20 protein-coding genes and 3 pseudogenes are annotated in these 23533 nt (G+C 57.9%); 9 read left to right on the forward strand and 14 right to left on the reverse strand.

Annotated elements, in window-relative coordinates; translation table 11 throughout:
- Positions 1–885 precede the first annotated feature (885 nt).
- Positions 886–1590, forward strand: a complete 705-nt coding sequence (locus tag P3T20_RS24265) for a helix-turn-helix transcriptional regulator (RefSeq protein WP_074267634.1) — start codon at positions 886–888, stop codon at positions 1588–1590.
- On the opposite strand, the gene P3T20_RS24270 is transcribed toward P3T20_RS24265, so the two are convergent.
- The 3 genes from P3T20_RS24270 to P3T20_RS24280 form a co-directional block, all read right to left on the reverse strand.
- Complete coding sequence (locus P3T20_RS24270) at positions 1574–1906, reverse strand: hypothetical protein (RefSeq protein ID WP_074267633.1); 333 nt, start codon at positions 1904–1906, stop codon at positions 1574–1576. The two genes, P3T20_RS24265 and P3T20_RS24270, sit on opposite strands and share 17 nt — an antisense overlap.
- Before the next feature lie 220 nt (positions 1907–2126).
- Positions 2127–3641 (reverse strand): MFS transporter, encoded by a 1515-nt coding sequence (locus P3T20_RS24275; protein ID WP_429288135.1) that lies wholly within the window; start codon positions 3639–3641, stop codon positions 2127–2129.
- A 157-nt stretch (positions 3642–3798) separates the two neighbouring features.
- Positions 3799–4488 (reverse strand): FadR/GntR family transcriptional regulator, encoded by a 690-nt coding sequence (locus tag P3T20_RS24280; protein WP_074269329.1) that lies wholly within the window; start codon positions 4486–4488, stop codon positions 3799–3801.
- 275 nt (positions 4489–4763) lie between these two features.
- On the opposite strand from P3T20_RS24280, the gene P3T20_RS24285 reads away from it, so the two are divergent.
- From P3T20_RS24285 to P3T20_RS24295, 3 genes are all read left to right on the forward strand, one after another.
- Positions 4764–5237, forward strand: a complete 474-nt coding sequence (locus P3T20_RS24285) for a universal stress protein (RefSeq protein WP_074267631.1) — start codon at positions 4764–4766, stop codon at positions 5235–5237.
- Positions 5238–5313: 76 nt separating this feature from the next.
- Positions 5314–6072, forward strand: a complete 759-nt coding sequence (fnr, locus tag P3T20_RS24290; RefSeq protein WP_074267630.1) for a fumarate/nitrate reduction transcriptional regulator Fnr — start codon at positions 5314–5316, stop codon at positions 6070–6072.
- Positions 6073–6229: 157 nt separating this feature from the next.
- Complete coding sequence (locus tag P3T20_RS24295; RefSeq protein ID WP_429288106.1) at positions 6230–7552, forward strand: SUMF1/EgtB/PvdO family nonheme iron enzyme; 1323 nt, start codon at positions 6230–6232, stop codon at positions 7550–7552.
- 147 nt (positions 7553–7699) lie between these two features.
- On the opposite strand, the gene P3T20_RS24300 is transcribed toward P3T20_RS24295, so the two are convergent.
- The 6 genes and pseudogenes from P3T20_RS24300 to P3T20_RS24325 all read right to left on the reverse strand — a co-directional run bounded on the left by P3T20_RS24300 (position 7700) and on the right by P3T20_RS24325 (position 14330).
- Positions 7700–8350 (reverse strand): hypothetical protein, encoded by a 651-nt coding sequence (locus P3T20_RS24300; protein WP_429288139.1) that lies wholly within the window; start codon positions 8348–8350, stop codon positions 7700–7702.
- Positions 8351–8515: 165 nt separating this feature from the next.
- Positions 8516–8935, reverse strand: a pseudogene (locus P3T20_RS24305) (TniQ family protein); the annotation flags it as partial.
- Between the two features lie 233 nt (positions 8936–9168).
- Positions 9169–9819 carry a hypothetical protein gene (locus P3T20_RS24310; protein ID WP_429288140.1) on the reverse strand — a complete coding sequence of 217 codons (651 nt, stop codon included), beginning with the start codon at positions 9817–9819 and terminating at the stop codon, positions 9169–9171.
- A gap of 177 nt (positions 9820–9996) precedes the next feature.
- Positions 9997–10563 (reverse strand): annotated as a pseudogene (locus P3T20_RS24315) (TniQ family protein); the annotation flags it as partial.
- The gene (locus tag P3T20_RS24320; RefSeq protein ID WP_429288107.1) at positions 10502–11587 is read right to left on the reverse strand and encodes an ATP-binding protein; all 1086 of its coding nucleotides are present in this window, start codon (positions 11585–11587) and stop codon (positions 10502–10504) included. The pseudogene P3T20_RS24315 and the gene P3T20_RS24320, both read right to left, overlap by 62 nt.
- A complete protein-coding gene (locus tag P3T20_RS24325) occupies positions 11568–14330 on the reverse strand; it encodes an integrase catalytic domain-containing protein (RefSeq protein ID WP_429288108.1) in 2763 nt (920 codons plus the stop codon). Before P3T20_RS24325 ends, P3T20_RS24320 begins: the two co-directional genes overlap by 20 nt.
- A gap of 1018 nt (positions 14331–15348) precedes the next feature.
- Between P3T20_RS24325 and P3T20_RS24330 the strand changes: the two genes are divergently transcribed.
- The gene (locus tag P3T20_RS24330; RefSeq protein ID WP_074267624.1) at positions 15349–16158 is read left to right on the forward strand and encodes a DNA-binding protein; all 810 of its coding nucleotides are present in this window, start codon (positions 15349–15351) and stop codon (positions 16156–16158) included.
- A 62-nt stretch (positions 16159–16220) separates the two neighbouring features.
- On the forward strand, positions 16221–17672 hold the full coding sequence (locus tag P3T20_RS24335) for a tyrosine-type recombinase/integrase (RefSeq protein WP_167379442.1): 1452 nt from the start codon (positions 16221–16223) through the stop codon (positions 17670–17672).
- Positions 17673–17895: 223 nt separating this feature from the next.
- Here P3T20_RS24335 and P3T20_RS24340 read toward each other — a convergent pair.
- The 5 genes and pseudogenes from P3T20_RS24340 to P3T20_RS24360 all read right to left on the reverse strand — a co-directional run.
- Positions 17896–18147 (reverse strand): annotated as a pseudogene (locus tag P3T20_RS24340) (transposase domain-containing protein); the annotation flags it as partial.
- 313 nt (positions 18148–18460) lie between these two features.
- Positions 18461–19396, reverse strand: a complete 936-nt coding sequence (locus tag P3T20_RS24345; RefSeq protein ID WP_074267622.1) for an ImmA/IrrE family metallo-endopeptidase — start codon at positions 19394–19396, stop codon at positions 18461–18463.
- Positions 19397–19417: 21 nt separating this feature from the next.
- On the reverse strand, positions 19418–19909 hold the full coding sequence (locus P3T20_RS24350) for a helix-turn-helix domain-containing protein (protein WP_074267621.1): 492 nt from the start codon (positions 19907–19909) through the stop codon (positions 19418–19420).
- 2 nt (positions 19910–19911) lie between these two features.
- Entirely contained in the window at positions 19912–20535 is a 624-nt protein-coding gene (locus P3T20_RS24355) for a GNAT family N-acetyltransferase (RefSeq protein WP_074296331.1), read from the reverse strand.
- Positions 20532–20747: a ribbon-helix-helix protein, CopG family gene (locus P3T20_RS24360; protein ID WP_074267619.1), complete on the reverse strand. Its 216-nt coding sequence runs from the start codon at positions 20745–20747 to the stop codon at positions 20532–20534. The genes P3T20_RS24355 and P3T20_RS24360 overlap by 4 nt, the downstream gene beginning before the upstream one ends.
- A gap of 134 nt (positions 20748–20881) precedes the next feature.
- On the opposite strand from P3T20_RS24360, the gene P3T20_RS24365 reads away from it, so the two are divergent.
- Genes P3T20_RS24365 through P3T20_RS24375 form a run of 3 tightly spaced genes read left to right on the forward strand, consistent with a single transcriptional unit; the run spans position 20882 to position 23245 of the window.
- Positions 20882–21619, forward strand: a complete 738-nt coding sequence (locus P3T20_RS24365) for a multiubiquitin domain-containing protein (protein ID WP_074267618.1) — start codon at positions 20882–20884, stop codon at positions 21617–21619.
- Complete coding sequence (locus P3T20_RS24370; RefSeq protein WP_074267617.1) at positions 21594–22781, forward strand: ThiF family adenylyltransferase; 1188 nt, start codon at positions 21594–21596, stop codon at positions 22779–22781. The genes P3T20_RS24365 and P3T20_RS24370 overlap by 26 nt, the downstream gene beginning before the upstream one ends.
- Positions 22778–23245 (forward strand): DUF6527 family protein, encoded by a 468-nt coding sequence (locus P3T20_RS24375; RefSeq protein WP_074267616.1) that lies wholly within the window; start codon positions 22778–22780, stop codon positions 23243–23245. The genes P3T20_RS24370 and P3T20_RS24375 overlap by 4 nt, the downstream gene beginning before the upstream one ends.
- The last annotated feature ends 288 nt before the right edge of the window (positions 23246–23533 follow it).

The following is a 23533-nucleotide window of genomic DNA, read 5'->3' on the forward strand; positions in this document are numbered from 1 at the left end:
CGCCTCAGCACAGTATCGAAGAATTGATGCCAAGGTAGCACCGGGTCCGCAAGGTTGTCAAACAACATTTGCGAGACGCTCGGAGGATGTGCTCGCGCAAGCGTGCACGCACGGTGACGAAAGCAACCTTTCGATTCTGGTCTTTAAGCCGGCCTGTCGGTGCTGTCAGAGATTTTTTCCGTGGGCCGAATCAGTGACCTAAATTTCGTATGACAACATTTAAACCGAGGGTCGTCGCGGACCAATCAAGATTCGTTAGTTCACGCTGGATAAGCGTCGATGGCCAGGCGGCACCGGAATCGGTCAGGCGGAACAAACCAGAAAACGGTCAAACGGGCAGAACATAATCTTTCGCGCAGTTTTATCGCTCGAATAGGCACTCTATTTTTGGGCCTGGTTTTTATAAGTACCCGGCCATTAACCGTTGGGCGATTTGAACAGAATTCCGGCACGCCGGACAACCCATTCAACCCTGGCAGCTAAATTTTTGAAGATTATTGCCGATATCAAGTGTTTGAAACTATGATGCTGTTCCGCGCGCAAAAACCGGCCCGGGGCAATTGTTAAATCGTCCGGAAATCGTTTTCAGCCGGGCGATTTGACAATTTTTTGAGGAATCCGCAGCAGCCGGTGCATTGGTCTTACAAGCGGTAACCAGTCCGGGCAAATTTTCGCCGAGCGAAGATAGTATTGGTTTATCCGCCGCGCGGAGAGATTCTGAAAGTCCGGAATATGGGTCCGGACTTCGTTTTTCGAGCCGCTCAGTAATAAACGGTGATAGATTGCTGCCCATTATCATGCCGGTCGCGAGTTCGCGCCGGCGAAGCCCGCAGCTGGGCCGCTGTGATTGAGGAATCGAAAGTGTCGCTACATTTTACTGAGCAAATGTCGCCACTCGTGGACGCTCCGGACGAAGCAACGTGGTTCAACGCGATTACCACTATTGCAGGCGGCTGGGGTTTCGACCGGGTTCTGATTGCAATGCTGCCGCGGCCCGGCATGCGTCTGGAAGATGCATATGTGCGCAGCACCTATTCGCAAAGCTGGCGCCGCAGTTATGAAGAGCAGGGATACATGCACATCGATCCCGTCGTCAGCCACTGCCTCACCCGCGCAACGCCGCTGGTCTGGTCACCCGAACTCTTTGCCACACGGGATCAGCGGGCGCTTTACGAACTCGCCTGCTCGCACGGCCTGCGCTCCGGTGTGTCGTTGCCGATTCATGGACCCAATCAGGAAGCCGGCATGCTGTGCGTCGCCAACAACTTCCACGGGACCGACACGTTCTGGACTCACATCGACGGCGTGCTGCCCAATCTCGTCCTGCTGCGCGATCTGGTAATCGACACCAGCCGCCGGCATCTCAACTCGCATGCGAAAAGTGTCCTGCCGCAATTGACGCCACGTGAACGGGAATGCCTGAACTGGACCGCGCGCGGTAAATCCACCTGGGAAATCTCACATATTCTTAGTTGCTCGGAAGCTGCAGTGAACTTCCACGTAAAGAATATCAGGGCGAAATTCGGGGTGAACTCACGGCGCGCGGCGGCCGTGATTGCCGCTCAACTCGGTCTTATTGACCCGGGCTAAGCAGCGCAGCGGCGTCGCGGCTGTAAATCACGCGTTCGGCACGCCCTAAATCGCTGTCGGAAACCGTTTTCAGGAAGTAAAGCCCCAGCAGGATTGAAACCGGCGGCGGAATTTCCGCGCCCGATTCGAACCGGCTGCCGCGCGACTGCGTCACGCCAAAGCGCGCCCAGAAACGGCGCTGGCTTTCCTTTTTCATTTTCCTGTAAGCAATGATGAGATGCCGATCCACTGCGGTGGCCGGAGTCTCTTCTGCAACGTCAACGGCCCGGTTTTGAATGGTGACGGGTGCTTTCCAATGATTTTCGAGTAATTCCATTTTTTGAGTCTCTCAGGTGGATTAACCATTATTCGTCTGAATTTTGATGGACCCTGAAAAAGGACACACCTATCCAGGTAGGTAGGTGCAAATCCGACCCAACATGCATACCGTTTTTCACGCGTTTTTTATGCCCTACGGACGAGCCGATAAACACAGGAAATCAGGAATTATTTCCGGATAACTGATTATGGTGTTTGAAAAACGGTAAAAATGTGACTTAATTGGCGCTGCGTCTGAACGTGATATTCGAGATCCGGCGGACCACAAAAGCCGCCACCAGCGCGGCAACGCCCGTGAGCACCACGCCGATATGGATGGACTGAACCAGCACATGGCGTGCCGCTTCCACTAGCGCCGGACCCGCGAGACCCGCCCGCCCCAGCTCGCCGAGCAAGGTATCGCGCAGGCTTGGATCGATCAGGATCCGCGGGTCAGACAACTTTGGCAACCAGGTGGAGGCCACCGGTTCGCCGAGCACCTGCAACGCGTCCGCGACGCCCGTCTCGTAGCGGCGGTTGATGATCGTGGCGACGATGCTGGTACCCAGCATGCCGCCCACCATCCGGCTCGACTGCAACAACGCCGTCGTGATGCCGAAGCGCTCGCGGCCCGCGATCTCCTGGCCGAAGACGTTCAGATTGTTGAGAATGAAGCCGAGTCCGATGCCGACCGCGCCCATCGCCAGTTCGAGATAAAGATGCGGTGTGGCCGGCGTCGCCAGTGCGATCCCGACCGAAGCGATCACCAGCAGCATGAAACCGATCGAGAGGATCAGCGTCGGCTTCGGCAAATGAATCACAATCCGCGTGTTGATCAGACTGCCGAGCGCGATGCAGGCGGCGATCGGCGTCGCAAGCAGTCCGGCCTCCTGCGGAGTCAGCCCAAAGCCGCCCTGCAGCAGCAACGGCGCGAAGAAAATCAGCGAAAACATCACGAAACCGGACAGCAGCGAGAGGGTGAACAGCGTCACGAGCTGGGTGTCCCTGAACAGGTCGAGCGGAATGATGGGGTGCGTCGCCCGGCGCTCGCAAACCAGCAGCGCGCCGGTGCCAAGCACGACGAACGCCGCCAGCAGCAGATTGGCCGTTGTCAGCCCCGACTTGGGCACCGCCTCGATAAACGTCTGCAGGCCGCCCAGCACGAGCGCCACCAGTACCGCCCCGCTCCAGTCGATACGCACCTCGCCGGTCACGGCACGCCGGTAATTCGGCAGATGCGCCCAGATGAAATACAGCGCAAGCGCACCGACAGGCAGATTGACGAGGAAGGTAGAACGCCAGCCGAACTGCTGACTCAGCCAACCGCCGAGCGACGGCCCCGCCGCCGTGCCGATGCCGTAAGCCGCCGCCATGATGACCTGCCAGCGCACCCGCGCGCGGGCGTCGGGGAACAGATCGGGAATCGAGGCGAACGCGGTGCCGACCATCATCCCGCCGCCTACGCCTTGCAGGCCGCGCGCCACCACGAGGAACGGCATGGTGGGCGCCACGCCGCACAGAAGCGAGGCGACCGTGAAGACGATCACCGCTGCGATCACAAAGCGCTTGCGGCCGAAATAGTCGCCAAGGCGCCCGAACACCGGCACCGTCACCACGGACGCCAGCAGGTAGGCACTCGCGATCCACGCGTAAAACTCGAAACCGCGCAACTCGGAGACGATCGACGGTAGCGCGGTGCTGACCACGGTCTGGTCGAGGGCGACCAGCATGTTGACGAGGGCGATGCCGAGCATTGCCAGCAGCGCGTCACGGAAAGGCAGGGGGCGGGGAAGATTCACTTCGGCACGACGCGGCGTAGCGCGTAAAGGAGCATGAGGGAGCCAGACACGAGGCCGGACCGTTCAAAAAAAACGGGCCGCGTTCGACGCGGCCCGCAGAGACTGGGATAACTCAGGAACCGAACATCCGCTCGAGCGCATTTTCGAGGTGCGCGCGCATCGCCCGGCCGGCTCCGGGGCCGTCCTTGCGGCGGATTGCTTCGAGCACCGCGAGATGCTCGGCCTGCACCAGCCGCTGCCGCTCGACCGTCTTCACCAGCGACAGGTTGCGCGACAGGTTCATGCTGAACACGATCTGCTCTTCGATAAAGGACATCACGGTAATGAAGAATGGATTCTTCGACGCCCGCGCAACCGCCAGGTGAAACGAGAAGTCATCCTTCGCGCCGATCCCTTGGGTTTCGACGATGCGCTCCAGTTCGTCCCACGCGAACTGGATCGCGTCGATGTCGTCCACTTCAGCTTTTTCCGCGGCGAGTTCGGCGGCCCCGCCCTCTGTGACAATGCGAAATTCGTAGCAGCGACGGATATCGGAGAGCGTTTCGAGCGGCGCAAAGCGGCGCACGTCCGGATCGGGGCGACGCGCGACCGTAGTGCCGGAGCCGTGCCGCGTCACGATGATGCCGTCGGCACGCAGACGGGCCAACGCCTCGCGTACCGTGGGCCGCGAGGTCTCGAAGCGCTCGGCCAGCGCGTGTTCGGTGGGCAGCCGCTCGCCTTCCTTGTACTCGCCTTCGAGTATGCGATTGAGGATGTCGCCGTAGATCTTGTCGGGCAGGCCCGTCGATTTGCGCTCGTTCATCATCGATGAAGGTTTCAGCTTGTCAGAATAGGCCACAATTGTAAGGCAAACAGGGTGGATTGCCTGCTCAAAGATTGGTTAGATGGACTGCACGCCCGCCGCAAAGGCTCACCGGACGGCGTTCCGCCTATATGACCCTACCTGCGGAAATTTGCCAAGTGTTTGATTTACATCCCGACAAAAAAACACAATCCCGCACATGATCTAAGCTGAAACCGGCAATCAGGCGGCAACAGGCGCAGCCGGTCCCGAACCCTTTCCACGCGGAGTCCAACATGTACAAACGTATCCTCGTAGCGGTCGACGGCAGCAATACCTCGCGCCGCGCATTTGAATCTGCGCTGAACCTGGCGGGTTCCATGGGCGCGGTACTCCAGCCGTTCTACGTCGTCGAAAACACGCCAATGTATTTCGAGGCGCCCGGCTATGACCCGTCTATCCTGCGTAACCGGCTGATCGAACAGGGCAAGGAACTGGGCGCAGAATTTACCCAGGCGATGCGCGAAAAAGGCGTTTCCGGCGAGGTGGCGGTCGCCGAGGCCACGGCGGTCGACGATGTCGCCACCGTGGTGCTGAAGGCCGCCGCCGCGTTCAACGCCGATCTGCTCGTCATGGGCACGCACGGGCGCCGGGGCGTTCAGCGGCTATTCCTCGGCAGCGTTGCCGAACGCTGCGTGCGTCAGGCTGCGCTACCCGTGCTGCTGGTGCCTTCGGCGGCAGGACAGGAGCACGACGCCGCATCGGCTTGACGCGTCATTTTGCCGCGAAACGGTGGATAACCACGGTGGGACAATGGATTAATTCCCTTACAAACGGTCGTACACCATGCTTACGCCCACCGCCGTAGTTCGGCCTCCAGCCCGTCGCCGCCGCCCCTCCACCAGCCTGCCGGTACCCCGCAGCATCGCGCGCTGCTCGAACTGCGCGATGCGGCCGCTCTGCATGCCGCAAGGTCTCTCCCCGGACGAACTGCCGAAGCTCGAAGCGCTCATCTGCAGCGCGCGCCCGGTCCAGCGCGGCGAGACGCTATACCGCTCCGGCGACGCGTTCGGCAATCTGTACGCGGTGCGCTCCGGCTCGCTGAAAACCACCCTGGCTTACCGCGACGGCCGCGAGCAGGTCACGGGCCTGCGCCTTGCCGGCGAGGCACTCGGCTTCGACGGCATCAGCGAAGACCGGCACGCCTGCAGCGCAACCGCGCTGGAAGACAGCACCGTGTGCATCATTCCGTACGTCAAGCTCAAGCGTCTGTGCCGCGACATCGGCTCCATGCAGGAGCGTCTGCACAAGCTGATGGGCGAGCAGATCGTCCGCGAGGCCGCGCAAATGATGGTGCTCGGCTCGCTGTCCGCCGACGAACGGGTCGCCGCGTTCCTGCTCGATGTATCGGAACGCAACGCAAAACGCGGATATTCGTCCGCGGAATTCAACCTGCGCATGACGCGCGAGGACATGGGCAGCTATCTCGGCACCACGCTGGAAACCGTGAGCCGCACCCTGTCAAGATTTCAAAAGCGCGGTCTGATCGACACGCAAGGCAAGTTCATCCGTATCGTCGATCTGGACGGACTGCGGCACGTGTAAGCCGCGAGGTGTCACACGGCGCGGCCCCGCGCGCCGCGCCTGTCCCCGGACGCTTCGGTTCCGCCACCGTCCGTCTCCCCCGTGGCTCCGCCTTGGCACGTCTCCTGCGACTGGGGTACAGTCTTCAAACTGTCCCCCATCCAGGAGACCCGGCGACATGAATCGTGACCCCACCCCGCATCATCCGCTAGTCCAGCGCCTGATCGACGCGCGTCAGATCACAGACGCCCTCTTCTCCATCGTCAAACCCGAGTACCTGTACGAACGGCCGATCCGCGAGCGTCACCGGGTCGTGTTCTACATCGGCCATCTCGAGGCGTTCGACCGGAATCTGTTCGATCAGCGTCTGTGCACGTTGCCCGCTTTCAATGCTTCGCTCGACCAGTTGTTTGCCTTCGGCATCGACCCGGTCGACGGCGGCCTGCCGACCGACGTGCCCGACGACTGGCCGTCGTTGGAGGCCGTGCGCGGCTACGGCCAGCAGGCACGCGAACAGATCGACCGTGAACTGGCGGCCTTGAACATCGACGGCGACCTCGAGGCGGATGACGCCCAGGATGCCACGGCCGCGCAGCTGCTGAACGTGGCCATCGAGCATCGTCTGATGCATGCCGAGACGCTCGCCTACATGCTGCATCAGTTGCCGCTTGCGTGGAAGGTAGGCGCACCTGGCCGCGAAGACGGCCAGGCGGCGACGAGTTCCGAGCGTCGCACCTTCGGGCCGGAAGAAGCGGCCATGGTCCAGGTGCCGGCTGGTTCGACGCTGCTCGGCATGCCGCGCGACAGCGGCCGCTTCGGCTGGGACAACGAGTTCGGAGAACTGCGCGTCGACGTGCCCACCTTCGAGATTGACCGCTACATGGTGACGAACGGCGCCTTCCGCGAGTTCCTGCTTGCCGGTGGATACCACCAGCGGGCCTGGTGGAAAGACAAGGACTGGGTCTGGAAGGAGAGCGAGGGCATCAGCCACCCCGCCGGCTGGTCGCAACGCGACGGTGACGGCGAGTGGATGCTGCGCACCATGTTCGAAGAGATCCCCTTGCCGCTCGACTGGCCGGTCTACGTCAGCCACGCGGAAGCCAGTGCGTACGCCCGCTGGGCCGGCAAAGCATTGCCAACCGAAGCGCAGTGGCAGCGCGCCGCGCACGGCGCCCCGCACGCAGCATCAGGCAACTTCGATTTTCGCAGCTGGGATCCGCAGGCCGTGGATGCGCATCCCGACAACATCAGCGCATTCGGGGTGGAAGGTCAGTTCGGCAACGGCTGGGAATGGACCTCGACGTTGTTCGATGCGTTGCCGGGGTTCGAGCCGTTTCCGTTCTACCTGGGATACTCAGCGAATTTCTTCGATGGGCAGCATTACGTATTGAAGGGTGGTTCGCCACGCACCGCGCAATGCATGTTGAGACCCGCGTTTCGAAACTGGTTTCAAGCGCATTATCAGTATGTGTATGCGGGGTTTCGGTGTGTGCGCGGGTGACAAATTAAGCATAAGTTGAGCAGTAGAACGGCCTTATGCTTTATTGCAAATACTAGCGAACTTATGCTTTAATCTCCCCACGCCAAATGTTGAGGCGAACGGAAAACGTGCGCACAAAGCTATGGGTTGAGTATGAGCTGACCCAAACTAAAGTTTACCTCGCATTACCAGTTTGAGTATGCGACTGCTATCTGTGCCGGTCCAGAACCCGTCTCCTGTTTTCGAGCGAGCAAGCCTCAATGTAAGTCTGCCGCCGGTTGCCTCAACTTCTCTCTTGATCTCATGCAGCCTGTGGACGAGCCGTTGCCTACGCGCGCGACGCCTGCCAGCCATTTCAATGACCTTTTTAGATTCTTCCTCTCTTATGGTTGCCGCCAAGTCCGGGAGTATCACTTCTAGCCTCCTTGAAGTGATGCGCAACGATCGTGCGAGTTCACGTAAAGACATTCCGGGCATCTCGCCAGCTACCTCTTGAAATGCCAGAGCGAGCTCAGCATTGCGGATCTTCGTGCGGCGTGCCTTGGGGATAGAATCGGACGGTTGGTAAGCGCGTTCAATTTTTCCGTCAATCAGGTGTACCAGATTCGCGCCTGTTGCCACACATATCGTCATCAGCAAATCGACGGGGATCTTTGGTCGGGCGCCCATCTGATACAACTGATTTACATCCATTCTAAAAAACCGGGATGCCTCCAACACGCTGCCGAACTCTTCCGCGAGGTGGCACAAGACGGCCTCGGCAGTGACGCCGCGATCAAACTCCTTGCCACCCGATACCGCCTCAACCAGTTCGGCCATCTGCGCGGCGATTATCAGTCTATCCCCGGTTGCCCGTCTTGCAGAAGGCTGTGAACACCTATACGAAACCGAGCCACAGCTTGGACATACACCGAATAGATTCGGTGCGCTTGCAGAACCACACCGCCTCGGGGTAAGACATGAGTGGGACACCAGGTCGAGCCCGTGTGATGGACACGCGTCAACTATGGGAATATCCCAAAGTACCCGGCCCCAAGCAGCTGGAAATGGAGATTCCTCAATACACGCAGGGCAATAGCGCCCAGCGCCATCTATCCCTCCGATCATTAAAGTGAAGTTATTCCGAAATGGTAGTAGTGCACACTTACGCAGACCGTCGCAGCCAACTGCTAACATGAGCGCTTCTGCTATGTTCTCTGAACTATCATATTTATGGCCAGATCCGCGACGATTCGGGTAAATATCGGAAAGGTAGGATTTTAATCTCCGGTAACTCAGGCAGTGCTGGAACGCGAGGCGACGCATGAAGCTTGCAACGCTTTCGCAATCCCACGAACCAAGACCAATAGGCTTCAGTGGATAAAGAATGGTTCCCGTGGTCTGCACATCTACCTGATTTTCCACAGTACGTACCTTAAATAACGTCGTCAGCTAACTATTACGTATCGTAAGACTCGAGAACGTCGAGAAATGTGGACCTCGCGTTCTAGAAGCAAATCGGTGATCACGCCGTTTGAAAATGGTGATCGAAGAAATTCGGGCAATGTGAACGACTAGCCCGTCATTTCCTCGTCGGTTCAATCGCTGCACTTCGGCCTCGTCGTCTTTGTGCCGTACCAACGCCGCGGCTAACCAAGCTAATCATTTTGCGCCTCCTGCTCGCGCCTGAAAGGATCTTCAAAGCGTGAGCCGCGACTCACACAAATGCCCGACTCAAGCCACACATTGCGTACCGTAACCGGTTTGCCTGCATTCTTGAGATTCTGGGCCACGGACTCAATCGATGCTTCTGCTTCAAGTCTGCGCGCGGCCGTACTAATGCTTCTTGTCGAACGCCAACGCGCTGTGATCATCGCCGCCTCCTTCGGCAAGCGTTTCGAAATGGTTGAACGGTCGCAATCGATATAAGCCGCGACAGCCGCCACGGATGGATCTTGCAGGACAGCGAGCGCAAATTTTATCTTTTCGCGCAACTCATCAAGAGAAGTGATCCGGGTTCGGCGCGCGTGAGGCTTATAGCGAAAGTCTGCCCCTTCCGAGCACTGCGGCGGGTTTCGCAACACATCAACGACATTTACACCGCGTGCCGCGCAAAGCGCGAGCAGTGGAGCGTACTTGATCGGCCTGACTCCGTGAATCCAATCGTATAGCCTGGCTTTATTGAACCCGCATACTGCAGCTGCGCGAAATGGAAAGCCATCGCCTATCTGGGTCGCGAGCTCCCGGATGCGCTCAGGAGCCAACGGTGCGTCGAACCTCTCGCCACCCGAGACTGCTGAAATGAGCATCTCTGACTGACGCGCCACCCACTGTTCTGCGAGCGACGCGCCTACGGGGGATGCGGCCCGGCAAGCGTAGGCAATCGCACCACACTCGGTACAGACACCTGGCATGTGAACTCTATGCCACCTCGGGCGGCGTTGGGGTATCTCCCGTCCGCATTCAGAATGAACCAGTCGCACCGCGTGAACCGGACAGCAACTGACTGCTTTCAAATCCCAAAGAAGGGGACGGTGCAGTTGCGCAAACTCTGCAGTACCGTAGCACAGCGGACAGTGACGAAGACGGAGGGAAGACATGCCCGCCAAATCTATGACACCATCAAGTGAGGCTAGCGAAAGCCGACCGACCGCCTGAATTCCAGTCGCTCCGACGAGGGCGTCCCGGAGTGCCAGCGTGCGTTGCTTCGTAAAGACATCCACCGCGCGATCTTTCATCCACGTCGAGAAATGACGCCAGATTTTGAAATCGTTTGTGGAATACCGCGCTAGTCCCATGTTGACCAGATCATCGACGCTAACGCAATGCGCCAGAGCCAACCTGCAAAGGTAACTCACCAGACCTTCACAATCTCCCGTCCCTATCCCCATTGGAAGAAGCCCATAAAACACCGGAACTGGTTCTCGTGCCGGCGTTAGACTGGAGCGCAAGTCTTCGGAGACGGCAGACTGCGTCGTATCTGTGTTCAACTCACCCTCCCGCCACGAGCTTTTCCATTTCCGCAATACGATCCGGATCAATGGCGGACTCATCGAAATTTTCTCTTATCAGCATGGCTTCACCGTCCTCGACTTCTTTCCGGATCTTTTCGATCGAATGTTTCTTCTTGAGTGCAAGTGCTATGAAACCTTCCTTCCATTTTCCCGCGTTCTCAAGCTGGCTAATCAGACATCGGGTCAGAAACTCCTTGAGCAATCCGACGATGCCCAAAGTCGCTGTCAACAGGTCATCTGCTACCAGTTCAAATTGCGGCACCTGCTCCAACGGCCAGCGCTCCATCAGTTTTGTTATAATTTTCTTGTACTCCTCGGCGTCGGCTTTATTCTGAACCTTATCCGGTCGATCATTCCGGTACCGGCCGAGATAAACCATATCGCCTCGTCGCACCACCTGGCCATAGTTGTCCACCATGCCGAACAGCTCATAAGGCCCGATCAACAGAATCTGGGACGAGACGGCGTCCGACAGGTCCTTCACCGAGTCTAGGGCTTTATCGTGATCACCATATCGCAGCATATGAAGAATCTCGTCAACGACGAGTAGCCGCGTGTCACGATTGTCCAGCATATTGCATACCGCAGTTTGCAACGCCGGGAGGTCAGCCCGACCATTCGAGCCGATCAGCCGATTGTCCCGGACGCTCCATGAGCGCTTCGCGTCAATCATCGGTTCACGACCGGCCTCCAGGACTTTCCTAAAAAAACCACCCCAGGATACTTTTGCGGCACCAAAAGCGGGCGCTCTCACATAAATATATGGCCGGTGACCAGGCTCAGTCGAGCACATCCGGGAACCAACTGTCTCGGCGAGCGCGGTCTTGCCCCCTCCGGTTGGCCCGAAAAGTGTAATTATTCCGGTATCGGTGCACGGCCCCAACAGATCCGTCAGCTTCTTTTCTGTACCGTCACGAAGACGATGCTTTACTCTCAGCGAATAAAAGTAGCGAACTTTCTCCGTATCGGCGAGCGCGAGGACCTGCTCACGACTCAGCCTGCTATACATCAGCCTCTCTTCGTACGTGATCCCGCGTGTTGTTCTAGAGAAGTCCAGCTTCATCTGGCTCGCTCCATTCGGAAGTGTTCGGATCAGACAGCGTGGCGAGTTCGGCAGCCGCTTCTCCATCAGTTCGCGCGATCGCCGCATCGGACGCCATGTCGACTGAGGAACCAGGCCCAGCGGCTGGACTGCAAGCCGGTTCCCGACGCGGTACCGTGCCAAGATCAATGGCTCTTGCAGTTCCCATCCCGAGCGCCTTATAAAGTTCTGATTCGCTCTTCTGCTTCTTTGCAGTGGTCTCGTCAAAGCTGATAGGGGTTCTTACCTGCCCAAGACGCACCGCCCGTGATGTCGTATGGCGGTCACGCTCTGCAGCAAGGCGGTTGAAATTCCGCTCCACGCGCTTCGCGTACTCCACTTCGTAGCGCGTTCGCCCCCAGTAGGGGTCGAGATCACGCGCGAGGGCCGTCACCCAGCAGTGACCAATATAGACATAGATGACGTTGGCCAGCCACGGCTCGTATCGGACCGGACACTGCTTCCCGCCGATCTTTGCAAATTCCGGATGCCAATAAAACATGCCGCTCTCCCACACACCCCGTTGCGCGTGAACCTTGTGCTCGCTGCGTGGTGGCGAAGGCGCCGTGAGCAGAAGCAGATTCTCGTCGAATTCAACCCGGATATGATCCCGTCGGCCCGTCTGTTCGAGTCTGGCCTGCTCGTAGTCACACTGCGTCATCCCCAGCGCCGGATGAACGTGCCGGCGATACCTGAAGTCGAAAAGAAAGGAGTCCGTCGAGCGGTACAGCTGAGGAAACGTCCAGACAGCGCGGCGCGTGGGATCAACTGACCTTGTGACGGTACGAGCTTCCTTCAACTGGATCGAACAGCCTTCCAGGCCGGACAGGAATTCTTCCTCAGTCAGACCGAATAGCCGCTCAATGTCTTTGCCGCCTCGCGGTCGACCAGTTGCGCGATAACGCACATCAATGTTATGGAGCTTGAAGAACTGCGCAACCGCGTGCGAACGCAAGTCGGCGCCGCCATCGAGAACCACAATCCGCGGCAGGCGCCTCCAGCGGCGCACATAGTCGCGCAGTGTCATGAGCACCGACAGCGCAGATGGTGGACGATATGAGAGATAGAACGCACGCGCACAGGTTACGTTACCGTCCACTGCCGCAGAGAGCCAGAGCTTTCCCCAGTCCTGTCCGTCAGGACCCTTCGTAAAGAGATTAGGTTCGGTGTGGTCGATGTAGCAGACCTCGTGGGGCGCCACGCCGTCCACCGGCTCCCGTGCATCCAGTATCAAGGGAATCGCCCCGTCCCGGTACGCAACACGTTTGCCGAACCGGGCATCTGGGTCCTCGTATGCCTTGACCCGCTGGCACAGTGTGGGATAAGACATGGGCACGACATTCTGTTTAATGCATTCCTCGCAGTAGCTGTCGTAAGTCTTCTTGGCATTGCCGGCCGATGCCGTGTTATGAACGGTCTCAATCGTCGTCTTTGCAAGCAACTCGACGAGTGGTGAAAGCCGGGGCAACCGGTTGCCTTTTTCTGCGTGATGCGGCGCGAGCTCGAGCAGGACATCCTGTACAAAGGTGCAATCGCGTATTGCCTGCCTGGCCCTGCCCAGAGTCGCATCGGAGTACTGGTCGGCCCCTTCGTTCAGGACCACCGCCTTATATTTCTTTATTCCTTCCTTGAGCTCCGTCCTGCTTAGGGATGCAATGGCGCGCCGTTTCTCGTTGTTAAGGAGCGCAACGCGCTCTTCATCCGTTGCGCGCTCGGCCAGCAACTGCCTTGCGGTCTCCGTGGGGAGGGTCATTCTCCCTCCCGCGCCCGAAGTGAGAAGCACCTCCGCGTCCGGTCCTGTCGAGCCCAGAATAACGGTCCACTCCTCTCCTCCATATTGCAGTCGGGTGCCGATCGGGCATGCAGCAAGCCCAGGAACGGGCAACGGCTCACACAGGAGGCCGCCCCGACGAATGAGCCGATCGGCCTCGGCAAGGTCAGCATCGCGGTGCATCAGCAGATCGGCGGGATTACCGATACTGTCGTTATTCAGATCAACGAACAGCACGCCCTGCGCGATCGCCGACAGCAGAACATCCGCTTCGAATCCCTCATGCTTGATCATGTCATCGTAAGTGACCGGCCCCTTCTCTACGCATTGCCTTAGCCGCTCTGCCGTATCCGACGAGAGAATGGGTGTTCTTGGATCGTAAAAATCCCGCAGATAACGGATGTTCTCGAGAAACCGTCGTGGAATCTCCCGGTTTGTCCTTAGTCGATGCGCAATTCCAAGTGACCCGCAATATTGCTCGCACGCGCGGTCATGCCAGCGATCGGATTCATCCCGCCAGAAGCGGCTCACCTTTTTCCATCGATCGTCGTCTTTTTTCTGCATCTGGAAGAGTAGCGTCTCCTCTTTCCAGTCCTCGAAGCGGGGCGCACCATCTCCCAGTATCAGAAAATCGAACCAGTGCTGCGACTTGTTTGCGACACTCCCATCCTCCCGCTCAGTAATTGCAGTGAAAGAATGCGCATTTGCATAGTACTCCTGAATCTTTTCGTCAAATTCGTACCACATGGCCGCACTGGCGTGCAACGTCCGACTCTGTACGGTGACGCCCTGCTGCATTTTTGCGGAACGAATCGTCACGACCGTTCGGGTACCCTGATGATTGAACGGGTTGAAGTCTGACTGACCGCGCCGGATCTTTTCAACCAGCTCGCGCATGGCGGGCGGCATCGAATGGCCTGCCAGATACTCAGCTAGTTCCAGTTGACTGAACATTCAGACACCTGCAATCGATGCAGCGAATTTGCCACACAGTTCTGATTGGCGACGACTGGATACTGTCATCCTGGTCAACGCGTTTGCGTTCGCCATCTTTTACGCGCCTTGACGCGTCCTGCAATAGCAGCCCATACGCACCAGGCCCCAACCGTCGGAAGCCAGAGCATTTACAGCCAGCCTGCATGCAGGGATGACGGTTACGTTATCAACCCATCGCGCCTTCGGGGCTCAATTGACACGGAGCCGTGAACGGACTTTCGCCCCTGTTCTGCGGGCGTTCCCGAAAATTCCATTTGTTGCGATCCGCCGACTCACGGCTAAATGGCCACCAGGCGCTTCCATCGGCTGTCCGCTGACCTTACTTGTACGCCTCCCGCGCGCTGTTCAATCAAGTGCGTCGCTACCGATCGACCTCCCGCACCTTGACATCCAGTCCCGAGAGTAACCACAGTCGCGCGCGCACTGCCATGAACAATCATAGGTCGCCTGCCCGGGAATCACGGCATGCCCCGTAATGCTGACAGTTGATCGACGTCATCGGTGGCCGCTTTCAGTTCGTGCGCTGCTGGCCGGATAACACGGGAACGTAAAACGTCTTTTCGGCTCGAAGCCGGATTCCTAAAGAGACCCGGAAACATCAATATTGCTTCCAGATGGGGTTTCCAGAGCCGTCTGGCGGAATACTGTTTGTATTAAAAACATCGCCTGTGGTATTTTGTTTATATTGCCTATACGCGCAACCGTCATGTTCGATTGCGAACATGCGTGTTCCTGGATACTGTGAGCCGTTTTTATTTAGTTAAAGGTGCAAATAAAATGACTGCAATAGCTCCACTGCCGGGCACGCCACGTCGGCACGGCGAGCGCGAAAAATACCGCCTCATTTCGCACGATAATTAAAGTTATCATTTCTCCAGCGCTCTATCCCGGACATTTATCCCAATCAGTACGTCCTGTATGTATTGGAATAACCGCGAATCACATTAAAATCCGTTTTCGGGCCATAATCAGTTTTATGAGCCGCGCTCCGTCCAATTCCCCCGAAGCCGTTCGTGCGACCGTAATCGCTTTGCTGGCCGAAGCTGGTCAACCCGCGCCTGCGTCAACGGAAGAGTTCCGCCGTCACGTCTCGGTCCGACGAGTCAGGGCGAGGCTCGGGGGCGGTGACACCACAGCGTTAGGGCGGACGATAAACGAGATTGAAGTTGAACTCGTCGCAGCGGGCCGGGCGCACCTGCGCGTGCCGGACATTCCGCCACACGTCTCTGACCTGATGCGAGGGTTATGGACTGCGGCACTGGATGCGCAGACCCACGAGATACTTAAAATCCAGCAGGCGGCGGCCGAATCCGTGGAGAACGCCGAGACCGAGCGCGACAATGCCCGCGCGAGGGTGGATCTGCTGAAGGTGGAACTGGATGATCTGCGTCAGGATCTTTCCACCCGTGACGAAACGGTTGGCGAACTGCGTGCCCGACTCGCGGAAACCGAGACGCAGCTGGAAGCAGCAAATCGCAATGCACGGACTATGGCGGATCGGCTCGATGAGATGAAGTCCCAGCGCGATGAGGCACACCGCGCTTACCAGGAGCGCGTTGATGCACTCCGACTGCAATTTGACGGCCTCGGCAGGCAACTCAGGCTTGAGACCGACACGCTGCGGCAGGGGATGGTGTCTGAAAAGGCAGCCCTCGAAGGAGGGTTGACGAGAGCATCGCAAGTGATTGAAAGCCAGAAGCAAATCATTGAGGAACTCCAGGCCGACCGGCAAAAACTCAGGAGCGAACTCGCGGGCCAGCGCGATGCGGATTCCCCGGTCCGGTAGTCAGGCCGCCCGTTCACTGTTTGAAAGGTTGCATCATGATGCCTTCCGCGTGGATCGACGCGATGGTCGCACCGCCGCGGCGACTGCCAGACCGAATCGACGACGCGATCGAGTATGTGTCCGCGGCGCTGGGTGTCCCTGTCTATGAACGATGGACACCGGCAACGCTGGCACGTCGTTATCCGTCGATGACCGCCGCGAAGAGTGCCCAGCCGGCAGTGTTCAATCTGCTGCTCGATTCGCTCGAAGCCGTGCAGTTCTGGCACGCTGGCACCATCGTGGTGATGACAAGCGAGCAGGCGCCCACCTCGGGACAGGTGCTGGAACAGCTGTTACGCACCCTCACCGTCCGGTTTCGCCTGACGCACCCGGATGCAACGAAACGTTCAGCAGACAATCACCCGATCCCGAAGGGCGACGGCCATGCAGTTGCTATAACCGGTTCCTCCCATGATGAAAGGTGGTTGGCGAGAACGGGCAGGTTCTTCAACGCGGACCCCAGCACAAATACCCTGAGCTCGACGAACGACGCGACGGCACTCCGTGCATTCCTCGTTGACCGTACCGGCCGGTCTTTGCATACCCGGCGCGCGTACGTGACAGAGCTGAAACGGCTGATCGCGTGGTGCCAGTGTGCCGATCTCGGACCGTTATCAGGTCTCACCCGCGAACACTTGATCGCATTCCGTGATACGCTGCCTCATATTTCAGCTCACGCTACCGCCCACCCGCTTGGAGCAGCAAGCTGCGCGCGCGCCATGGCGGTCGTTAAAAGTCTTTACCAGTACTGGGCGAAAACGGGCTATATAACGGTGAACCCCGCACTGGAACTCGGGAGTACCAAGGGCGAACGACCCACGTTCGAGCCGAAGCGCTTTCTGCCAGACAGTGCCACTGAAGCGTGCGATGCATGGATTAGCGCGTGGCTTAGCGCCCCGCCGGCCAACGCAAAACGGAACCGCCAGGCAACCATCCTTGGCCTCTACCGTTATACAGGTGTCAGACTGGCCGAGCTTGCGTGGGAAGACGGCTATCCACTGCTTCATACAGACCGGACAGGATGGACACTCGAGGTGAAGGGGAAAGGTCAACGCGTGAGACGCATTCCCCTTCCTGCTCAATGTGTCAGCTGCATCATGCGTTACCGCGAGTCGCGGGGACTACCGCCCGCTCCGTCTCCGATCGAAGACATGCCTCTCATCCACACCACACGAGGACACGGGCTGGGACGAAGCGGACTATATCGCGAGGTGAAGCTGGCTTTCGAGGAGATCGCAGGCCAGCTTCCAGCCAACGACATCGCCGGACGGTTCGCCCTCATGGCCGCGTCAACCCACTGGCTGCGACACTCGTACGTGCATCACCTTGTTGTGAGCCATCAGGTGCCACTGCCCGTGGCGCAAGCGCTCGCCGGTCACTCATCCGTGCAAACCACGGCAGCATATGCCCTTACCGATCAGTCGCAGCTGCGTAAATTTGTGTCGGAAAGCTTCGGCGACGTGCCAGCGTCGTGATCCTCCCGTGGCGCGACCAGCAAGTGGGGCACTTTCACTGTGCAAGTATTCTTCGCGACACCTCTACTCGGCCCGCACGCTGTGCGCCCCACCTCATGTGACAGTCGGCCATCCAGAATCGATGCAGCGTGCACCGACTGCCGCGGAGTTATCCGCAATTGAACGAGGCGCTGGCGCGTGTTTCCTACGTAAGCGCGCAGCAAACCCGCCTTGACGGATTGCGCTAATTGACTATCACAGGCGGACGCCAGCGATGCGGCAGCAATGCCGAGATGTCGCTGGCCTTGTGGGTCGGCAGCCGCGTGAGGATGTCCTTCAGATAGGCGTGCGGGTCGTGGCCGTTGAGTTGGGCCGAGCGTATCAGGCTCATGATGGCGGCAGCACGTTGGCCTGCTCGTAGCGAGCCGGCGAACAACCAGTTGGCCCTTCCGATAGCCCATGGGCGGATCTGGTTTTCGACCCAATTGTTGTCTAGGCGTCGAGAAGGCGATAAAGATCGTTCAGAGTCCTGACTACTTCGATGCGCAGGCACGTCGACTTCTGTTACCCCTTCTCACGGAGGACGACAAATGGCAGCTTTTGGGAATCGACTTCGGTGTGGCAGCGTGAGCGCACGACTGTGAATTTCTGATGTGCTTCGCCTTTCAAGCAGCGAATGCCGAACTGTCAGCCGCTAGTCCCTACGTTGAAATTGGCTTCTCCTTGCCTGAGAGTTCCGCTGCCGAGTCAGAGTTCATTCCGACAATCGAAACGGTGTTCGGCACCGGATTGCCCGCGTTCAATGAGGGTCACGCGCTCACAGGAACCATAAGTGCTTCCGCGCCGAGATAGACGCCCAACGTCAAAGCGTCGTAGCGATTGAAAAATGTCTCGAAGAAAAACCGGTGCGAATCTCCATTGTCATCCGTCAAGATGAGCTCTCGTTCGCCAAGCAGGCCGCCCTTCTGTCGTCCGCAATAGCTGCTCACTGCGTTGAACAGCTCCACTTCAGTGATTCTGGAAAATCTTGCGTGAAAAGCGTGCGACTGAATCAGATGGCGGCATGGACTTGCTGGATCAAAATTGATCGGGCGACGATCCACATGCGGGTGGCAGGTCATGAGGCCCACTACGGGAGTTTCCTGTCCGACGCTCTCGACGAAGCGATAGAGGGTCGTTGAAAGCGTATTCCCATACGTATTTTTGAGATCGATTATTGATTGAAGACACGCCGGCGAGGAGCGGGCTTCGTTCACAAACCGGTCCCGAAGGAAAAGTAGCCGACCGGCCGCGAAATTAGCCTCGGTTTCAATCTGTTCGGCGCAGTCTCTCGAGACCGTGTTCTCGTTATCGCCATGCATCATGTCCTGATGCCAGGGAATGAGACTGTGGCCAATTTCGTGAGCTTCATTCCATCGGTGCTTGAGCAGTGGTACCGCACTGTCTAGCATGATCCGCTTACGATCAGGCAGGTAAAGTGCTTTCAGAGAAAATTTCTTCACTGCATCGAGAATCAGCGCGGGCCGGCGGTATACCTGCACGGCCGCGACGCGGATTCGGCTGATGGCTTCCCGAGCCAGACCAGGATCGTCCGAGGTGTAGAAAGCCAGATCTAACTTGAGGAGCTCACGAACATCTTCAAGCCGCAACGGAGGCTCAGGGTTGCCGAGGCCCCGGAGCACCCGTTCAACTCGACTGTCGATGTCATTTGAAGTCCTGGCAGAAAGAATCAGATTCCTGGCCATAGTTGCCTCATGCAGTTATGTTTACTTCTGCTCGCTGAGTACCGCGACGAACGCCTCCAGGGCGGAGCGCTCGGTTTCATTCAGGTCAGTGACCTTCTCGGATCGAGCCGCGAACCGTATTGCTTCATTGGCAAGATGGCTATCGCGCTGTTGCGATAGACCGGCCAACTGCATCAACTTCGAACTGGGAATCGCGAAATAGCTTGCCAACTGGAAGACAGTGCGCGGCTCCGGTCTGTAGTGTGAATCTTCCTCAATTTCTACGAGTTCGGTGACGTCGATGTCGGCAGCTTCCGCGAGTTTCTCGAGCGTCTGCTGTCGTCCCCTTCTCATGAGTCTGACAAATCTGCCAAAAGCTATCCTGGGATCGGCGGATTCCTCCATCGCATACTCCGGACGCTGTGTGGATGGGTCTGCGGCAAACAGGCCAGCACCGATCTCGACGTCTGTTCCATTCTCGTGCTCAAGCCTCGCCATTTTCAGGCACCACTCTTTCGTTACTTCAAATTTCATGACTAGACTCCTTTGGCGATGAACGCCTCCGCCTGTTCAGGCGTCATCTCAAAATAGCGGAGGTTCTCCTTGGCGGAATCAATTCCCAGGTCCGACATACCGCATACGTTTGCGTACCAAGCGTTGGCCTGCGGCAGCGAGTGAAGTCCAATTCGTCCGCCAAATCCTTCACTACGGCTAAGCTCGATAGCCGCGCGGACTAGTAGCGTTCCCACGCCTTTCAGACGTGGATGTTCAGCGGAGAGGCCAGGGCGATTCCATGGCGCCGTTTCGAGGTACTGGATATAAACGAGCGGCTTGCCCTTCTGATGCGGCAACCGGCAGGATTCCAGGGTTTCGACAATCATCAGGCCCTGGGTCATCCCCTGGCACACGATGCTGAAAGATGGAGCCGCAAGCAGGCCTTTGAAGGCCTCAGCTTTTCTGCGCCAGTCCCAATGCCGGTTCTGTGGCCAGAATCGCCTGTCGACACCCTTCTCCTTTAGCTGCTGAAGCGCTCTCGCGAGCGCGGGCATCCAGGCATCTTCCCAGTCGCTAACGTTGGAATCGGAAATGCCCTCGATCAGGCTTGCCTCAACGGCCGCGTCCGAAGCGACATCAACTAGGTATACCGGGAATTGGCTCATAGCATCACAACTTCTGCCTTTTCCTTGGTTTTCTCATCCTCGAAAAAAAACTTGTCGCCTCGCTCAGCCCGTACTTCGACAGCCTGATAAAGCCGCAGCGCCTGCCGAAGGACCGCCGTTTTGCTCAGATCCTTCTTTTCGCAAAGCTCCTCGAGCGCACTCATCTCAGCATCGGTGAGATTTAGGGTCATAGTCTTTTTTGATGTGGCCATGTCTTTCTCCTTACTGTTTCCACAATTTTAGGTCCAAAAAATAGCCATGTCAAAGCTATTGACTAGCTAAAATTTAGCTATATAATCAGTATCAAGCTACCGGGTGGCCGGTTGCTCGAATCAGGGAGAACAGAATGAACATAACGATTGAAGATCTGCAGGATGCGCTGGCGGCAGGCCGCACGATCCGCGACCATGGCCCTTATCATGTGCGGATCGGGATGCAAGGATTCGACTTCAAGAAGGTCGTTCTTGCTGAGCCGGTCGTGACCGGCAACGCAATCCTCGAAGCGGCCGAGGCATTTCCCGTCGAGCAGCACCTCCTCTTCAGGATTACGCGAAGTGGCGTGACGGAAGAGATCCGCCCTGATTCGGCGTTGGATTTGCGCCTGGACGCTGTGGACAGGTTTGTCGTGTTTCGGAGTGATCGCACCTTCCGGTTCCTGCTGGATGAGCGTGCATTCGACTGGGGCGCATCGCAGATTTCAGGCGCCACCCTCAAGCACCTCGCAGGCGTTGACATGTCAGATCACGATGCGTGGCAACTGGGTACGGACGGGACTGAAGCGTTGATTGAGGACGACTGTTTTGCCGACCTTGCAGCACCCGGTGTTGAGCGCTTCATCACCCGACACACCGGGCTGACCATCGTCGTGAATGGCAAGCGCAAGGAGGTATTCCGACGTCGCCTGTCGTACTGGGAGGTCGTGAGGCTCGCGTTTCCCGACGCGGTGAAGAGCGAGAACATCATCTATACGATCAACTATGCTCGCGGTCCGCACGCGAATCCCGAGGGCTCGATGGTCGATGGGCAGCACGTGAAGATCAAAGAAAATATGGTGTTCTATGTCACTCCGACTGATCGCTCTTAATCAGGACCTGCGTCGCCTGCGCGACGAAGGATATGAACTGGAAATCAGATCAGGCTACCTGCTTGTTCATTCCATACCGTACGTAAATTCGAGGCGTGAAGTGTGCCTTGGGGTTCTCGTGTCGGAAATGAATATGGCGTCTCCTGACGTTCTCGATCGCCCCAACACGCATCAAATCTATTTCGTTGGGGAGCATCCGTGCAACCCTGACGGATCTGAACTTGTCCAGATCAAGAACGGAACGAAAACCTACCAGTTGGCCGACAACCTTGTCGCGAACCACTACTTCTCGAACAAGCCGAAATCCGGCGCGTACGAGAATTACTACGAGAAGGTAACGACCTACGCCAACGTCATTTCAAACCAGGCGAGAGCCCTTGACCCGACTGTGGACGCGCGGACATGGAAAACGGTCGACTCCGCTGAGGATGAGTCCGTTTTTCTTTACGAAGACACCGCATCGAGTCGTGCCGGCATCCAAGCGATCGCCGCACGCCTGAAGCACCAGCGCATCGCGATAGTCGGGCTCGGTGGGACCGGTGCGTATGTACTTGACCTGGTGGCGAAAACGCACGCCAAGGAAATCCACCTTTACGATGGAGATCCGTATCGGCAACACAATGCGTTCAGATCGCCTGGCGCTGCATCGCGCGAAATGCTCAATCGCCGGCTCAGTAAGGTTGCGTACTGGGTTGAAGTGTATTCGGCCATGCGAAAAGGTGTCGTGCCTCACGAGGTCATGATCAGCGAGACCAACGTCGCGGAGCTGTCGGGCTATGACTTCGTCTTCATCTGCGTAGACAAAGGTGAGGTTCGGCAACTTATCGTTCGGGAACTCGAACGGCAAACTGTGCGGTTTATTGATGTCGGAATGGGGATTAACCTCACAGAAGACGGAAGCCAGCTCTGGGGTACCTGCCGCATCACCACCAGCACGCCCGCGACCCGTGCGCTTGCGTCCGCCCGAATCCCCAAGGTGGACCGCGATGACGAAATATATGGCTCGAACATACAGATCACCGACCTGAACTGTCTGAACGCAACCCTGGCCGTCATGAAATGGAAGCGTCTTAGCCAGTTCTACGTTGATGACCGCAACGAGTACGACTCAACCTACAACGTTAATCTGAACCAGTTGACAAACGAGGAGCCCGAATCGTGAAGGTTAGCGGGTTCAAACCAATGTTTGTCGAGTACATCCCCGATCGGCTCGACGAGGGTGTTCTCTATCTGTCGATGGAGTTCGCCACTGCCTCTCATGCGTGCGCCTGCGGATGTGGCCGTGAGGTAGTCACACCGCTGTCGCCGGTTGGATGGCAAATGCGCTACGACGGAGAGAACGTCAGCCTTGAGCCATCCATCGGCAACTGGAGCTATCCCTGTAGATCCCATTACTGGATCAAGGGCGGGCATGTCCGCTGGGATAGCGAGATGCCGCAATGGGCCATAGATGAAGGCCGGGAGCGCGACCGGCAAGCAACAAGAAGATATTACGCGGAACGATCGAATCCGGCAGCGCCCGCAGCACAGGTCGAGCAGGCTCCGCAGTTGCATGACGTAACCCAGGAAGCAGACGTCCCCGTCTCGCGTACCTGGTGGGAAAGATTGATTTCTGTTTTCCGGTAAGGGGGACAACAACATGATCGAGCGGCACAGGCGCTAAGCCTCAAGTTCGCGCGGGGCGGTACTACGAACTGCCCTGTCATCTCGAAGACCTTGGCCATTGAATCGCTGGTTTCCAGTCGGGGATTACTGACCAAACCAGCGGACGTTGCGCATCATGTGCGATGGCGATCGCAGCTTGTGATGCATGATCCGGTAGCGGCGGCTGTCGCAGCGATCGGACGCTTGGCTCAAATTGTCGTCGTGTAGACCAGCTCTGCCCAGATTCTCAAGACCGTATTGGTCCCAGTT

Origin of the sequence: Paraburkholderia sp. GAS206C (assembly GCF_050435645.1) — a bacterium.
GTDB lineage: Bacteria > Pseudomonadota > Gammaproteobacteria > Burkholderiales > Burkholderiaceae > Paraburkholderia > Paraburkholderia phenazinium_B.